Here is a 16,029-nt window from a genome sequence, read left to right on the forward strand (position 1 = left end):
TCTCCAGGCTCCTATCGCTTGTTCTTGGTACGACGGCGACGCACGATGAGCTTGTCGCTTGCCTTGTTCGGACGGCGGGTGCGCCCTTCCGGCTTGCCATTCGGGTTGACCGGATGACGACCGCCGGAGGTCTTGCCTTCGCCACCACCGTGCGGGTGGTCGACCGGGTTCATCACAACACCGCGGACGGTCGGACGAACGCCCTTCCAGCGCATGCGTCCAGCCTTGCCCCAGTTGATGTTGGACTGCTCGGCGTTGCCCACGGCGCCGATGGTCGCACGGCAGCGCACGTCGACGTTGCGGACCTCGCCGGAGGGCAGACGCAGCTGGGCGAACTTGCCCTCGCGGGCCACCAGCTGGATGCCTGCACCTGCGGAGCGGCCGAGCTTGGCGCCGCCTGCTGGCCGCAGCTCCACCGCGTGCACCACGGTGCCGAGTGGGATGTTGCGCAGCGGCAGGTTGTTGCCTGGCTTGATGTCAGCGTTGGGGCCGGACTCCACGGCAGCACCCTGCTCCAGCTTGGCCGGAGCCAGGATGTAGCGCTTGGTGCCATCGATGAAGTGCAGCAGCGCGATACGAGCGGTGCGGTTCGGGTCATACTCGATGTGAGCGACCTTCGCCGGCACGCCGTCCTTGTCTGCGCGACGGAAATCGATCACACGGTACTGGCGCTTGTGGCCACCACCCTTGTGACGTGTGGTGATCTTGCCCGAGCTGTTTCGGCCGCCAGTCTTGGACAGCGGACGCAGCAAGGACTTCTCCGGGGTGTCCCGGGTGATCTCTGCAAAGTCGGCCACAGACGAGCCGCGTTGGCCCGGTGTGTTCGGCTTGAGGTTACGGATAGCCATATTCTTCTTCCTCGATCAAGTGGTTCCGATCAGCCGATCAGGCTGCGGATCCTCCGAAGATGTCAATGTTGTGTCCCTCTTTGAGGGTGATGATCGCCCGCTTCGTGCCGGTGCGTGAGCCCCATCCGAACTTGGTGCGCTTGCGCTTGCCAGCTCGGTTGATGGTGTTGACCGAGTCGACACGCACGGAGAAGATCTTCTCCACCGCGTATTTGATCTCGGACTTCGTGGCCCGGGGGTCCACCAGGAAGGTGAACTTGCCCTCATCGATGAGGCTGTAGGACTTTTCCGACACGACGGGTGCGATGACGACGTCGCGCGGGTCCTTGCTGGTAAGGACGCTCACTTGGTCTCCTCCTTCGCAGTTCCCTGTGCCAGGAAGGCGTCATAGCCGGCCTGCGTGAACACGATGTCATCGGAGACGATGACGTCGTAGGTGTTCAGCTGATCGGCATACAGGGTGTGGACGTGCGGCAGGTTGCGGGTCGACAGCGCGGCGATGTCATCGCTGCGGTCGAGCACGACCAGCCAGTTGCGGTTCGCTCCGCCGAGACCTGCCAGTGCAGCCTTGGCCGCCTTCGTCGACGCCTGGTCGGTGACCAGTGCATCCACGACGATGATGCGGTCGTTGCGTGCCCGGTCAGAGAGGGCACCGCGCAGGGCGGCGGCCTTCATCTTCTTGGGCGTGCGCTGGGAGTAGTCGCGTGGCTGCGGTCCGTGGACCACGCCACCGCCGACCATGTGCGGTCCGCGCAGCGAACCCTGACGAGCACGACCTGTGCCCTTCTGCCGGAACGGCTTGGCGCCGGTGCCGGAGACCTCTGCACGAGTCTTGGTCTTGTGGGTGCCCTGGCGAGCCGCGGCCCGTTGTGCGACGACCACCTGGTGGATCAGCGCGACATTGGTCTTGGCGTCGAATACTTCGGCGGGGAAGTCGACAGAAACCTTGTTGGCCATGTGGATCATGCTCCCTTCACTGCGGTGCGGACCAGGACGACCTGGCCGCGAGCACCCGGAAGGGCACCCTTGATGAGCAGCAGGTTCTTCTCGGGGTCCACTGCGTGGACGGTCAGGTTGTGGGTGGTCTGACGGACGCCGCCCATCCGACCTGCCATGCGCAGACCCTTGAAGACGCGACCCGGAGTGGATGCGCCGCCGATGGAGCCTGGCTTGCGGTGGTTCTTGTGGGAACCGTGCGAGGCGCCCACACCAGCGAAGCCATGACGCTTCATGACGCCGGCGAAGCCTTTGCCCTTGGTCTTGCCGATGACATCGACCTTCTGGCCGGTCTCGAAAGACTCGACGGTGAGGTCCTGGCCGAGCTCATACGAGCCCGAGTCACCGGTGCGGATCTCCACGACGTGGCGGCGTGGAGTCACGCCGGCCTTCTCAAAGTGGCCTGCCAGCGGCTTGGTCACCTTGCGGGGATCGATGCGTCCGAAGCCGATCTGGACGGAGTTGTAGCCGTCGCTGTCGGTGGTGCGGATCTGGGTCACGACGTTGGAGTCGGCCTGGACAACAGTGACTGGGATGAGAAGGTTGTTCTCGTCCCAGACCTGGGTCATGCCGAGCTTCGTGCCCAGCAGCCCCTTGACGTTCAGTTCAACGCGGGAAATATTGGTCATAGTGTTCTCAGCACCTCCCTGCTAGAGCTTGATCTCGATATTGACGTCTGCAGGCAGGTCGAGTCGCATCAGGGAATCGACAGCCTTGGGCGTCGGATCCACGATGTCGATCAGGCGCTTGTGGGTGCGCATCTCGAAGTGCTCGCGAGAGTCTTTGTACTTGTGGGGAGACCGGATCACGGCGTACACGTTCTTCTCGGTGGGCAGCGGCACTGGGCCGACAACCGTTGCACCAGCACGTGTGACCGTGTCGACGATCTTCCGGGCCGAGGTGTCGATGACTTCGTGGTCATACGACTTCAGCCGGATGCGGATTTTCTGTCCCGCCATGCGTTGAGCCTCTTTCTGGTGTTCTGACATTCGTCTTACGTCGCAGCCCAAGACTGTGACGGAGCCATGGGGCTCCCAGAGAGGCATTCAGCGCTGGTCCCTCGCGGGCACAGGCGGTACTGACCTTCTGCAGTTATGGGCTGCGCACCTGCAACACGATCTGCTCGGTCTCCCGAGTCTGACGATCACGAAGCTGATGCACGACCCGCACAGTCCGAATCCGTCCGGGCGAATCCTGCGGGAAGCAGGTCTCGACGGGTTCCTCGAACTGACGGGCATCCGACCCCCGCGGTCGGGCGTGTCGCTTATATGAACAGTGAATCTGCACACAGCGAGACACTTGGCGAGGTGTCGGTTTTGAAGTTCTGGTATTCGCTCCACACGGTGGACCCGAGGGCACACCGGGGCATGGCGCCCGTGAGCAACCTGTCTATTCTCACATAGATGGAGACCCATGACAAACAGGAGACCCCGGTGGCTCATGCCACCGGGGTCTCCTGTTCATCGAGCTGCGCAGACCTGTGCTGAGCTGTTGTTCAGCTCAGGTCTGCGCGACCATCATGAAGCTCAGGTCTTACTTGAGGATCTTGACGACTCGACCTGAACCAACGGTGCGTCCACCCTCGCGGATGGCGAAGCCGAGGCCCTCTTCCATGGCGATCTCCTGGATGAGCTCAACGGTCATCTCAGTGTTGTCACCGGGCATGACCATCTCGGTGCCCTCGGGCAGCGAGATGACGCCGGTGACGTCGGTGGTCCGGAAGTAGAACTGCGGACGGTAGTTGGTGTAGAAGGGGTTGTGGCGACCGCCCTCATCCTTGGAGAGGATGTAGACGTTGGCCTCGAACTGGGTGTGCGGGGTGATGGAGTTGGGAGCAGCCACGACCTGGCCGCGCTCAACGTCATCGCGCTTCAGACCGCGAAGCAGCAGACCACAGTTCTCGCCGGCCCATGCCTCGTCGAGCTGCTTGTGGAACATCTCGATACCGGTGACGGTGGTCTTCTGCTTCGGACGAATACCGAGGATCTCGATCTCGGAGTTGATCTTCAGCGTGCCGCGCTCTGCGCGGCCGGTGACCACGGTGCCGCGACCGGTGATGGTGAAGACGTCCTCGATGGGCATCAGGAACGGCTTGTCCTTGTCGCGCTCTGGCTCCGGGATGAAGGTATCCACGGCTTCCATGAGCTCTTCAACGGTCTTGACCCACTCGGCGTCGCCCTCGAGAGCCTTCAGGCCTGAGGTGCGGATGACCGGTGCGTTGTCGCCGTCGTAGCCCTGTGAATCGAGGAGCTCGCGCACCTCCATCTCGACGAGGTCCAGGAGCTCTTCGTCCTCGACCATGTCGGACTTGTTCAGTGCGACCAGCAGGGAGGGGACGCCCACCTGGCGGGCGAGCAGCACGTGCTCGCGAGTCTGTGCCATCGGGCCGTCAGTGGCGGCGACGACCAGGATCGCACCGTCCATCTGAGCAGCACCGGTGATCATGTTCTTCACGTAGTCAGCGTGACCGGGGGCGTCCACGTGTGCATAGTGGCGCTTGTCGGTCTGGTACTCCACGTGGGAGACGTTGATCGTGATGCCGCGCTCGCGCTCCTCGGGAGCGTTGTCGATCGAGGCGAAGTCGCGTCCCTGGTTCAGGTCCGGGAACTTATCTGCCAGGACCTTTGAGATCGCGGCGGTCAGGGTGGTCTTGCCATGGTCGACGTGACCGATGGTGCCGATGTTAAGGTGCGGCTTGTTACGCTCGAACTTTGCCTTGGCCACAGGTTCCTCCTATAGAACTTGTTCAGGTAAGAAGACTTACTCCAGCCGCACTGTCAACGAGGCTGAAACTCATGCAAGTCTACTAATCGCTAGGTATTTGGTGAAATTTCCCGAATGGTGGTGCGTGAGGAGCAATGGAGGTCAATCGGGGACCTCGCTTCCTCAAAGCATTGCCGAGCCGCCCGGCTCGGTCCCGGGCCGCTGAGCGGACTCAGCGGACCCGGGGAGCCGAGTTGGGGATCAGGCGCCGCGGTTCTTCTCGATGATCTCTTCTGCCACGGCCTTCGGAACCTCTGCGTAAGAGTTGAAGGACATGGTGAAGACTGCGCGGCCCTGAGTGCGCGAGCGCAGCTCGCCGATGTAGCCGAACATCTCGGACAGCGGCACGAGTGCCTTGATGACCTTCACGCCTGCCGCGTCATCCATGGACTGGATCTGTCCGCGGCGGGAGTTCAGGTCACCGATGACCTCGCCCATGTACTCCTCAGGAGTACGGACTTCGACGGACATCATCGGCTCGAGCAGCACCGGGTTGGCCCGGCGTGCGCCTTCCTTGAACACCTGGGAGCCGGCGAGCTTGAACGCCATCTCCGAGGAGTCGACGTCGTGGTAGGCGCCGTCGGTCAGTTCGGCCTTGACACCGACCATCGGGTAGCCGGCGAGGACGCCGAGACCCATGGCGTCCTGGATGCCTGCATCCACCGAGGGGATGTATTCGCGGGGAATGCGTCCACCGGTCACCAGGTTGGCGAATTCGTACATCTCGCCGTCCGCGGTGTCCAGGGGCTCGAAGTTCATGAGCACCTTGGCGAACTGACCCGAACCACCGGTCTGCTTCTTGTGGGTGTAGTCGACCTTCTCCACACGCTTCTTGATGGTCTCGCGGTAGGCGACCTGGGGCTTGCCCACGTTCGCCTCCACGTTGAACTCGCGGCGCATGCGGTCCACCAGGATGTCCAGGTGGAGCTCGCCCATTCCGCCGATCTCGGTCTGGCCGGTCTCGTCGTTCTGGGTGACGGTGAAGGTCGGGTCCTCGGCTGCAAGCTTCTGAATGGCCGTGGAGAGCTTCTCCTGGTCACTCTTCGACTTCGGCTCGATGGCCACAGAGATCACCGGCTCCGGGAAGGTCATCGACTCGAGCACGATCTGGTGGTTCGGATCGCACAGGGTGTCACCGGTGGTGGTGTCCTTGAGTCCGATGACCGCGTAGATGTGACCGGCCTGGATCTCGTCGACCGGCATCTCCTTGTTGGCGTGCATCTGGAAGAGCTTGCCGATGCGCTCCTTCTTGCCCTTCGTGGAGTTCACGATCTGCGCTCCGGCGTTGAGCTTGCCGGAGTAGACGCGGATGAAGGTGAGCTGCCCGAAGAAGGGGTGGGAGGCGATCTTGAATGCCAGAGCGGAGAACGGCTCGTCCTTGCTCGGGCGGCGGGTCAGGATCTCGTCCTCATGGTTGGGCTTGTGGCCCTCCATGGCCTCGACGTCTGCCGGGGTGGGCAGGTAGTCGATGACAGCGTCGAGCATCGGCTGGACGCCGCGGTTCTTGAACGCGGAGCCGCAGAAGACCGGGTAGGCGGCGGAAGCCACGGTGAGCTTGCGGACGCCTTCCTTGAGCTCGTCGTTGGAGATCTCTTCGCCTTCGAGGTACTTGTTCATCAGCACATCGTCAGCTTCGGCAACCTGCTCGATGAGCGTGTTGCGGTACTCCTCGGCCTGCTCCTTCATGTCCTCGGGGATTTCCTGGGTCTCATACTCAGCACCCATGGTCACATCGCCCTTGGAGTCGCCGGGCCACACCAGGGCCTTCATCTGGAGCAGGTCGACGACGCCGACGAATTCACTCTCAGAGCCGATCGGCAGCTGCATCACCAGGGGTGTTGCACCGAGTCGGGACTTGATGGTGTCCACGGTGTAGTAGAAGTCAGCGCCGAGCTTGTCCATCTTGTTGACGAAGCAGATGCGCGGGACGTTGTACTTGTCGGCCTGGCGCCAGACAGTCTCAGACTGCGGCTCCACGCCTTCCTTGCCGTCGAAGACGGCGACGGCGCCATCGAGGACGCGCAGCGCGCGCTCCACCTCGACGGTGAAGTCCACGTGCCCGGGGGTGTCGATGATGTTGATCTGGTTGTCGCCCCAGAAGCAGGTCACCGCGGCGGAGGTGATCGTGATGCCGCGCTCTTTCTCCTGCTCCATCCAGTCCGTCGTGGACGCACCGTCGTGGGTTTCACCGATCTTGTGGTTCATGCCGGTGTAGAACAGGATGCGTTCGGTTGCGGTGGTCTTACCGGCATCGATGTGAGCCATGATGCCGATGTTGCGGACCTTCTTGAGGTCAGTGAGCACGTCTTGTGCCACGGTGATTCCCCTTTTCTATTACCAGCGGTAGTGGGCGAAGGCCTTGTTGGACTCTGCCATCTTGTGAGTGTCCTCGCGGCGCTTCACAGCGGCACCGAGGCCGTTGGAGGCGTCGAGGATCTCGTTCATCAGGCGATCCGTCATGCTCTTCTCGCGGCGGTCCTTGGAGTAGCCGACCAGCCAGCGCAGGGCCAGCGCGGTCGAGCGACCGGGCTTGACCTCCACCGGGACCTGGTAGGTCGCGCCGCCGACGCGGCGGGAGCGGACCTCCAGTGCGGGGCGGACGTTGTCCATGGCCTTCTTGAGCGTGGTCACCGGGTCATCGCCGGACTTCTTCGCGACGCCGTCGAGCGCGCCGTAGACGATGCGCTCAGCGGTGGACTTCTTGCCGTCGACCAGGACCTTGTTGATCAGCTGTGTGACCAAGGGTGATCCGTGGACCGGATCCTGGACGAGAGGGCGCTTAGGTGCGGGTCCCTTACGTGGCATTACTTCTTCTCCTTCTTGGCGCCGTAGCGGGAGCGAGCCTGACCGCGACCCTTGACACCCTGGGTGTCGAGGGCGCCGCGGACGATCTTGTAACGGACACCGGGAAGGTCCTTCACACGGCCGCCGCGCACGAGCACGATCGAGTGCTCCTGCAGGTTGTGACCCTCGCCTGGGATGTAGGCGGTGACTTCGACGCCGCCGCCGAGGCGAACACGAGCCACCTTGCGCAGCGCGGAGTTCGGCTTCTTCGGGGTCGTGGTGTACACACGGGTGCATACGCCACGACGCATCGGGCTGCCCTGCAGTGCAGGGGTGTTGTTCTTGGTGCGCTTGGGATGACGCCCCTTGCGCACAAGCTGCTGAATAGTAGGCACTATGCGTTCTCCATACGTGTAGTGAGGGAAGCAGAGGCTTGAGGTCTGCCCGCGGTCGAGAGTTCTACACACGGTCCGCGGGCTCTGGTCCCCAGGCGTGCAAAAATGTGGCATGTGTTGCGCACCTTCCCCGCAACCCGGACCGAGTCCCTCTGCCACATCAGAAACAATCAGGTTAACACTACCAGCTGCACCCGCAGAGAGCGAACGGGGCCGAGGGCGGGCCCTCCGGCACGACGCTCGACTGGAGACTCTGCAGCCGCAGGAAGGTCCTACGGACGAGAAGAGGCCCGGGAGAGCGTCGCTCCCCCGGGCCTCTTCTCGTGCTCAGTCCCTGATACCCGGTGCTGCGGGCCTCAGCGGACGCAGCCGTCAGCTCCGCTCAGCGGAAGTCGACGTCGGTGTTGTAGTCGTCGAGCGGGATGGCATGGAACTCGCCGTCGCCCTCGACTCCTGCGTAGTCGAAGCTGGATCCGTAGAGGCTCGGGCCGGTGAAGAGGTTGGCCTTGGCCTCCTCGGTCGGCTCGACCGTGGACTGCGTGTAGCGATCCAGACCGGTGCCGGCCGGGATCAGCTTGCCGATGATCACGTTCTCCTTCAGGCCCAGCAGCGGGTCGGACTTGCTCTCCATCGCCGCCTGGGTGAGCACCCGGGTGGTCTCCTGGAAGGAGGCCGCCGAGAGCCAGGAATCCGTGGCCAGTGAGGCCTTGGTGATGCCCATCAGCTCGTCACGGCCCGAGGCCGGCTGCGCGCCCTCTGCCACAGCCTTGCGGTTGGCGGCAGTGAAGCGGAACCGGTCCGCCAGCTCGCCCGGCAGCAGCTTCGTGCCGCCGGAGTCGATGACGGTGACCCGGCGCAGCATCTGCCGGACGATGACCTCCACGTGCTTGTCGTGGATGCCCACGCCCTGGGACTGGTAGACGTGCTGGACCTCGGAGACCAGGAACTTCTGCGCGGCGCGGGGGCCGAGCACTCGAAGCACCTGCTTGGGATCCACAGCGCCTGCCACCAGCTGCTGACCGACCTCGACGGCTTCACCGTCGGAGACGAGCAGACGTGCGCGGCGCAGGATCGGGTAGGCGTGCTCCTCGGATCCGTCATCAGGAGTCAGCACCAGTCGCAGCTGCTTCTCTGAATCATCCAGGTGCACCCGTCCGGCGACCTCTGCGATCGGCGCCACACCCTTGGGGGTGCGGGCCTCGAAGAGCTCCTGGATACGGGGCAGACCCTGGGTGATGTCATCGGCCGAGGCGATGCCGCCGGTGTGGAAGGTACGCATGGTCAGCTGCGTGCCGGGCTCACCGATGGACTGTGCGGCGATGATGCCGACAGCCTCGCCGATGTCCACGGTCTGTCCGGTGGCCAGCGAGCGTCCGTAGCAGCGGGTACAGGTACCCACGGCGGACTCACAGGTCAGCACGGAGCGGATCTTGATCTCAGAGACGCCTGCGGCGAAGAGCTTGTCGATCAGCACATCGCCGACGTCTGAGCCGCCCTCGGCCAGAAGGTTGCCCTCGGCGTCGTTCACGTCGACGGCGAGCGTGCGTGCGTAGGCGGAGTTCTCCACCTCGTCGTGCAGCTTCAGCTCACCGTTCTCATCGGCCACCGCGATCGTGACGGTCAGCCCGCGGGAGGTCCCGCAGTCTGCTTCACGCACGATGACGTCCTGCGAGACGTCCACCAGACGACGGGTCAGGTAACCCGAGTTCGCCGTCTTCAGCGCCGTATCCGCCAGGCCCTTGCGGGCACCGTGGGTGGCGATGAAGTACTCGAGGACCGAGAGGCCCTCGCGGTAGGAGGACTTGATCGGCCGCGGGATGATCTCACCCTTGGGGTTGGTCACCAGACCACGGATGCCCGCGATCTGTCGGACCTGAAGCCAGTTGCCTCGGGCGCCGGAGGTGACCATCCGGTTGATGTTGTTGTGCTCATCCATGCCGGCCTGCATCGCTGCGGCCACCTCGTCGGTGGCCTTGGTCCAGATCTCGACCAGCTCTGCGTGGCGCTCGTCATCACCGATCAGGCCCATGTCGTACTGGGACTGGACCTTGGCGGCCTGGTCCTCGTAGACGTCCATGATCTTCTTCTTGTCCATGTTCGAGGTCACGTCGGAGATTGCGACGGTGACGCCCGAGCGGGTGGACCAGTAGAAGCCGGCATCCTTGAGGTTGTCCAGGGTGCGCGCGGTGACGTTGTTCGGGTAGCGCTCGGCCAGATCGTTGATCAGGCTCGAGAGCTGGCCCTTGTCCGCCACCGAGTCCTGCCAGGGGTAGCCCTCTGGCAGCAGCTGGTTGAAGAGCACCTTGCCCATCGTGGTGTTCAGCGTGGCCGGGGTTCCGGGCTCCCAGCCTTCGGGAGCAGGAACCGCCGCCGAGGGGGTGTAGCCCTCGACGGTGATCTTGACCGGCGCGTTGATGTGCAGCTCGCGCAGGTCGAAGGCCATCTGAGCCTCACCGATGGAGGAGAAGGCGCGGCCTGCGCCGGTCTCGTCCTCACGCTGGGTGGTCAGGTGGTGCAGACCGATGATCATGTCCTGTGAGGGCAGCGCCACCGGGCGTCCGTCCGAGGGCTTCAGGATGTTGTTCGAGGAGAGCATCAGGATGCGCGCCTCGGCCTGGGCCTCGGGGGACAGCGGGAGGTGGACCGCCATCTGGTCACCGTCGAAGTCGGCGTTGAACGCCGAGCAGACGAGCGGGTGCAGCTGAAGGGCCTTGCCCTCCACCAGCTGCGGCTCGAAGGCCTGGATGCCCAGACGGTGCAGGGTGGGTGCGCGGTTCAGCAGCACCGGGTGCTCGGTGATGATCTCTTCGAGAACATCCCACACCTGGGGGCGCTGACGCTCCACCATGCGCTTGGCCGACTTGATGTTCTGCGCGTGGTTGAGATCGACCAGGCGCTTCATCACGAAGGGCTTGAACAGCTCCAGCGCCATCTGCTTGGGCAGACCACACTGATGCAGCTGCAGCTGCGGGCCCACCACGATGACCGAACGGCCGGAGTAGTCCACGCGCTTGCCGAGCAGGTTCTGCCGGAAGCGTCCCTGCTTGCCCTTGAGCATGTCGGAGAGCGACTTCAGCGGACGGTTGCCCGGTCCGGTGACCGGACGACCGCGACGACCGTTGTCGAAGAGCGAGTCCACGGACTCCTGGAGCATGCGCTTCTCGTTGTTCACGATGATCTCGGGTGCACCGAGATCCAGCAGACGCTTCAGGCGGTTGTTGCGGTTGATCACGCGACGGTACAGATCGTTGAGGTCTGAGGTCGCGAAGCGACCGCCGTCGAGCTGGACCATCGGACGGATCTCCGGGGGGATCACCGGGACGGCCTCGAGCACCATGCCGCGCGGGGTGGTCCCGTTGGCGAGGAACGCGTTGAGCACCTTCAGCCGCTTCAGGGCGCGGGTCTTGCGCTGGCCCTTGCCGGTGGCGATGATCTCGCGCAGACGCTCTGCCTCGGCCTCCATGTCGTAGGTGGCCAGGCGACGCTGGATCGCTTCAGCGCCCATCGCACCTTCGAAGTACTGGCCGTAGCGGGTGCGCATCTCACGGAAGAGCGCCTCATCGCCCTCGAGGTCGGAGACCTTGAGGTTCTTGAAACGATCCCAGACCCGCTCGAGCTGCTCGATCTCGGCGTCGGCGCGCTTGCGCACCTGCGACATCTGCTTGTCGGAGGTGTCGCGTGCCTTCTTCTTCTCGGCAGCCTTGGCACCCTCGCCCTCCAGGCGCTCGAGGTCACCCTCGAGGTCCTTGGAGATCGCGGCGATGTCGGAGTCACGCTGATCGGCCAGGTGCTTGAGCTCCTGATCGATCTCGGCCTGCAGGTTCGGCAGGTCGTCGTGGCGACGGTCGGTGTCGACCTCGGTGATCATGTAGGCGGCGAAGTAGATGACCTTCTCGAGGTCCTTCGGCGCCAGGTCAAGCAGGTAGCCCAAGCGCGAGGGGACGCCCTTGAAGTACCAGATGTGGGTCACCGGGGCGGCGAGCTGGATGTGGCCCATCCGCTCACGACGCACCTTGGCGCGAGTGACCTCGACGCCGCAGCGCTCACAGATGATGCCCTTGAAGCGGACCCGCTTGTACTTGCCGCAGTAGCACTCCCAGTCCCGGGACGGGCCGAAGATCTTCTCGCAGAAGAGTCCGTCCTTCTCGGGCTTCAGGGTGCGGTAGTTGATGGTTTCAGGCTTTTTGACCTCACCATATGACCAACCACGGATTTCGTCACCGGTGGCAAGCCCGATACGCATTGTGCCGAATGAGGATTCTTGGGACATAGTCCGGTATCTCTCTTTTCTCTAAAGATTCGTGACGGAGTGAAGGTGCATCGGTGAGGCCCTCAGACCTCTTCGACCGAGCTGGGCTCTGCGCGGGAGAGGTCGATGCCGAGCTCCTCCGCAGCGCTGAACCCGGTTTCCTCCGAGTCACGCATCTCGACCTTGCTGCCGTCCGCGGAGAGGACCTCCACGTTGAGGCAGAGCGACTGCATCTCCTTGATGAGCACCTTGAACGACTCCGGAACGCCTGGCTCCGGAATGTTCTCGCCCTTCACGATGGCCTCGTAGACCTTCACGCGACCGTGGATGTCATCGGACTTGATCGTCAGCAGCTCCTGCAGGGTGTAGGCGGAGCCATAGGCCTCCAGGGCCCAGACCTCCATCTCACCGAAGCGCTGTCCGCCGAACTGTGCCTTGCCGCCCAGGGGCTGCTGGGTGATCATCGAGTACGGTCCGGTGGAGCGTGCGTGGATCTTGTCGTCGACAAGGTGGTGCAGCTTCAGGATGTACATGTAACCGACCGCGACGCCCTCGGGGAACGGCTCACCGGAGCGACCGTCGAAGAGCTGCGCCTTGCCGTTGGCACCCACGAGCTGCTCGCCGTCGCGTGACGGGTTCACAGACTCCAGGATGCCGGTCAGCTCGGCCGGCTCGGCGCCGTCGAACACCGGGGTGGAGACCTTGGTGGGTCCGGTCTCGCGGGGCAGGTTCGGGAGCTTCTTGATCCAGTCAGGCTCGCCCTCGATCTTCCAGCCCTGCTTGGCGGCCCACCCGAGGTGGACCTCCATGACCTGGCCGATGTTCATACGACCGGGCACGCCCAGCGGGTTGAGCACGATGTCCACCGCGGTGCCGTCGGGCAGGAAGGGCATGTCCTCCACAGGAAGGATCCTGGAGATGACGCCCTTGTTGCCGTGGCGGCCGGCGAGCTTGTCGCCGTCGGTGATCTTGCGCTTGTTGGCCACGTAGACCCGGACCAGCTGGTTCACACCGGGGGGCAGATCATCGCCCTCCTCCGCATCGAAGATCCGGACGCCGATGACGGTGCCGGACTCGCCGTGGGGAACCTTCAGCGAGGTGTCGCGCACTTCGCGGGACTTCTCACCGAAGATGGCGCGCAGCAGGCGCTCCTCCGGGGTCAGCTCGGTCTCGCCCTTGGGCGTGACGCGACCGACCAGGATGTCTCCGGCGGAGACCTCGGCACCGATGTGGATGATGCCGCGCTCGTCGAGCTGGGCGAGCATCTCCTCGGAGACGTTGGGGATGTCACGAGTGACCTCTTCGGCACCGAGCTTGGTGTCGCGGGCGTCGACCTCGTGCTCCTCGATGTGGATCGAGGTGAGCACATCGTCCTGGATCATCCGCTGGGAGAGGATGATCGCATCCTCGAAGTTGTGACCCTCCCAGGACATGAACGCGACCAGCAGGTTCTTGCCCAGGGCCAGCTCGCCGGCCTCGGTGGAAGGTCCGTCGGCGATGATCGACTGGCGCTCCAGACGATCCCCCTCGGAGACCCGCACACGCTGGTTGTAGGCGTTGCCCTGGTTCGAGCGCTGGAACTTCATGATCGGGTAGTGGATCTGCGTGCCGTCGTCGTTGAGCACGGTGACCATGTCGGCCGCGACGCGGGTGACCACGCCGGGCTTCTCAGCGGTGACCGAATCTCCGGCGTCGATGGCGGCGAACTTCTCCATGCCGGTGCCGACCAGCGGTGACTCGGACTCCAGCAGCGGCACAGCCTGGCGCTGCATGTTCGCACCCATCAGCGCGCGGTTGGCGTCGTCGTGCTCCAGGAACGGGATCAGCGCGGTGGCGACTGACACCATCTGGCGCGGCGAGACGTCCATGTAGTCGATCTCGTCCGGGATGGTCAGCACGGGCTCGCCCTGCTCACCGGTTCCGTCTGCACGGCCGCGGCAGAGGACGGTGGCTTCTGCGAAGGTCCCGTCCTCGTTCAGCGGCGCGTTGGCCTGGGCGATCTGGGAGACCAGCTCGTCGTCGGCGGTGAGGTAGTCGATCTGTTCGGTGACGACACCCTTGACGACCTTGCGGTACGGGGTCTCGATGAAGCCGAAGGCGTTGATCCGTCCGTAGGTGGCCAGCGAGCCGATCAGGCCGATGTTCGGGCCTTCCGGGGTCTCGATGGGGCACATGCGGCCGTAGTGCGACGGGTGGACGTCACGGACCTCCATGCCGGCGCGATCACGGGAGAGACCGCCCGGGCCCAGCGCGGAGAGGCGACGCTTGTGCGTCAGTCCGGCCAGCGGGTTGTTCTGATCCATGAACTGCGAGAGCTGGGAGGTGCCGAAGAACTCCTTGATGGAGGCGACGACGGGGCGGATGTTGATCAGCGTCTGCGGCGTGATGGCCTCGACGTCCTGAGTCGTCATCCGCTCACGCACCACACGCTCCATACGAGACAGGCCGGTGCGGACCTGGTTCTCGATGAGCTCGCCGACCGCACGGATGCGCCGGTTGCCGAAGTGGTCGATGTCGTCCACGGAGATGTGGACGTCGATCTCGGAGCCGTCGCGGATGCCCTTGATGTTCTCCTTGCCGGCGTGCAGCGCGGCGAGGTAGTGGATCATCGCGACGATGTCCTGCTCGTTGAGCACTGAGGCGTCGGCGTCGGTGAACGCCTTGTCCACGCCGAGCTTGCGGTTGAGCTTGTAACGGCCCACCTTGGCCAGGTCGTAGCGCTTCGGGGTGAAGTAGAGCCCGCGCAGCAGCGACTCGGCGGCCTCCACGGTCGGCGGCTCGCCTGGACGCAGCTTGCGGTAGATGTCGATCAGCGCATCGGCCTGGGTCTCGAAGGCGTCCTTCTCCATGGTGGCGCGGATCGAGTCATACTCGCCGAACTCTTCCAGGATCTGGGACTCGCTCCAGCCCAGGGCCTTCAGCAGCGCGGTGACCGGCTGCTTGCGACGGCGGTCGAGGCGCACGCCGACCTGATCGCGCTTGTCGATCTCCAGCTCGAACCAGGCACCGCGGGAGGGGATGACCTTGGCGGTGTAGATGTCCTTGTCGCTGGTCTTGTCCGGGGTGCGCTCGAAGTAGGCACCCGGGGAACGGACCAGCTGGGACACCACGACACGCTCGGTGCCGTTGATGATGAATGTGCCGCGATCGGTCATGAGCGGGAAATCGCCCATGAACACGGTCTGCTGCTTGATCTCGCCGGTGTTGTGGTTCATGAACTCGGCCTTGACGTACAGCGGAGCGGAATACGTGGTGTCCCGTTCCTTGCACTCAGCGACCGGCATCTTGGGGTCGGCGAACTCAGGATCGGAGAAGCTCAGGGACATGGTGCCCTGGAAGTCCTCGATCGGTGACATCTCTTCGAAGATGTCGGAGAGTCCGGAGGTTTCGGAAACGCCCTTGATGCCCTTCTGTCGGGCCTCCTCGACGCGAGCAGCCCAGCTGTCGTTGCCGATGAGGCGGTCGAAGGAGTCGATCTGCAGAGCCAGAAGCTCTGGGACATCGAGGGGTTCGTGGATCTTTGCGAATGAGAGTCGGCCTGCGTATTCAGCAGTGCGGGCCGAGGCAGCGGTTTGAGTCGTTGAGGTGCTCGAGGCGACCAAGTTGGATCCTTCCACAGACCTTCGTAGCTTCCGTAGGAATCACGCATAAATTCAACTGCCCACCGCTATTTGAAGGCACTGATGTAGAGAAGATGCGCAAAAGTACAGAATAGACCACGAAGGCAGCCCAAGGCAAGACGAGGCCACTGGGGCGAAGGACGTGAGGACTGCGCCTGACGCCGAATGGGAAGGCCGGCGGAGAGCGCTGACGGGCTCCGGGCTTTCTGGGCAGTAACTGTACCAGCCTCCACGCGCGGGGCGTGCGGTGGGACACATCCCCGGCGCGCCCGGCTCAGCGCCGACTCAGCGCCGGCTCCGGGTGAAGGTCCACGACGCCGCCGGCCGAGGGTCCACGACGCCTCCGGCCGGGGGCGCGGTGGCCCTCTGGGCGG

11 protein-coding genes are annotated in these 16,029 nt (G+C 64.0%); all 11 read right to left on the bottom strand.

What is annotated here, in order from left to right; all coding sequences use genetic code 11:
* Positions 1–11: 11 nt before the first annotated feature.
* The 11 genes from rplB to LTH96_RS09030 all read right to left on the bottom strand — a co-directional run bounded on the left by rplB (position 12) and on the right by LTH96_RS09030 (position 15,637).
* Positions 12–848, bottom strand: a complete 837-nt coding sequence (gene rplB / locus LTH96_RS08980; RefSeq protein ID WP_241465385.1) for a 50S ribosomal protein L2 — start codon at positions 846–848, stop codon at positions 12–14.
* A gap of 37 nt (positions 849–885) precedes the next feature.
* The gene (rplW, locus tag LTH96_RS08985) at positions 886–1,194 is read right to left on the bottom strand and encodes a 50S ribosomal protein L23 (protein WP_106121796.1); all 309 of its coding nucleotides are present in this window, start codon (positions 1,192–1,194) and stop codon (positions 886–888) included.
* Positions 1,191–1,805 carry a 50S ribosomal protein L4 gene (gene rplD / locus LTH96_RS08990; RefSeq protein ID WP_106121922.1) on the bottom strand — a complete coding sequence of 205 codons (615 nt, stop codon included), beginning with the start codon at positions 1,803–1,805 and terminating at the stop codon, positions 1,191–1,193. Before rplD ends, rplW begins: the two co-directional genes overlap by 4 nt.
* A 5-nt stretch (positions 1,806–1,810) precedes the next feature.
* Positions 1,811–2,473, bottom strand: coding sequence for a 50S ribosomal protein L3 (rplC, locus tag LTH96_RS08995; RefSeq protein ID WP_241465386.1), 663 nt, complete (start codon positions 2,471–2,473; stop codon positions 1,811–1,813).
* A gap of 21 nt (positions 2,474–2,494) precedes the next feature.
* Entirely contained in the window at positions 2,495–2,803 is a 309-nt protein-coding gene (gene rpsJ / locus LTH96_RS09000; protein WP_022871716.1) for a 30S ribosomal protein S10, read from the bottom strand.
* 574 nt (positions 2,804–3,377) lie between these two features.
* A complete protein-coding gene (tuf, locus tag LTH96_RS09005; protein ID WP_241465387.1) occupies positions 3,378–4,568 on the bottom strand; it encodes an elongation factor Tu in 1,191 nt (396 codons plus the stop codon).
* Positions 4,569–4,808: 240 nt separating this feature from the next.
* Positions 4,809–6,923: an elongation factor G gene (gene fusA, locus LTH96_RS09010; RefSeq protein ID WP_241465388.1), complete on the bottom strand. Its 2,115-nt coding sequence runs from the start codon at positions 6,921–6,923 to the stop codon at positions 4,809–4,811.
* An 18-nt stretch (positions 6,924–6,941) separates the two neighbouring features.
* Positions 6,942–7,412 (bottom strand): 30S ribosomal protein S7, encoded by a 471-nt coding sequence (rpsG, locus tag LTH96_RS09015; protein ID WP_106121792.1) that lies wholly within the window; start codon positions 7,410–7,412, stop codon positions 6,942–6,944.
* On the bottom strand, positions 7,412–7,786 hold the full coding sequence (gene rpsL, locus LTH96_RS09020) for a 30S ribosomal protein S12 (protein ID WP_036473238.1): 375 nt from the start codon (positions 7,784–7,786) through the stop codon (positions 7,412–7,414). Before rpsL ends, rpsG begins: the two co-directional genes overlap by 1 nt.
* Positions 7,787–8,168: 382 nt before the next feature.
* Positions 8,169–12,056, bottom strand: coding sequence for a DNA-directed RNA polymerase subunit beta' (locus LTH96_RS09025; protein WP_241465389.1), 3,888 nt, complete (start codon positions 12,054–12,056; stop codon positions 8,169–8,171).
* A 62-nt stretch (positions 12,057–12,118) separates the two neighbouring features.
* Positions 12,119–15,637 carry a DNA-directed RNA polymerase subunit beta gene (locus LTH96_RS09030; RefSeq protein WP_241465390.1) on the bottom strand — a complete coding sequence of 1,173 codons (3,519 nt, stop codon included), beginning with the start codon at positions 15,635–15,637 and terminating at the stop codon, positions 12,119–12,121.
* Positions 15,638–16,029: the final 392 nt, after the last annotated feature.

This window comes from Nesterenkonia sp. LB17 (genome assembly GCF_022565915.1).
In the GTDB taxonomy this organism is placed as follows: domain Bacteria; phylum Actinomycetota; class Actinomycetes; order Actinomycetales; family Micrococcaceae; genus Nesterenkonia.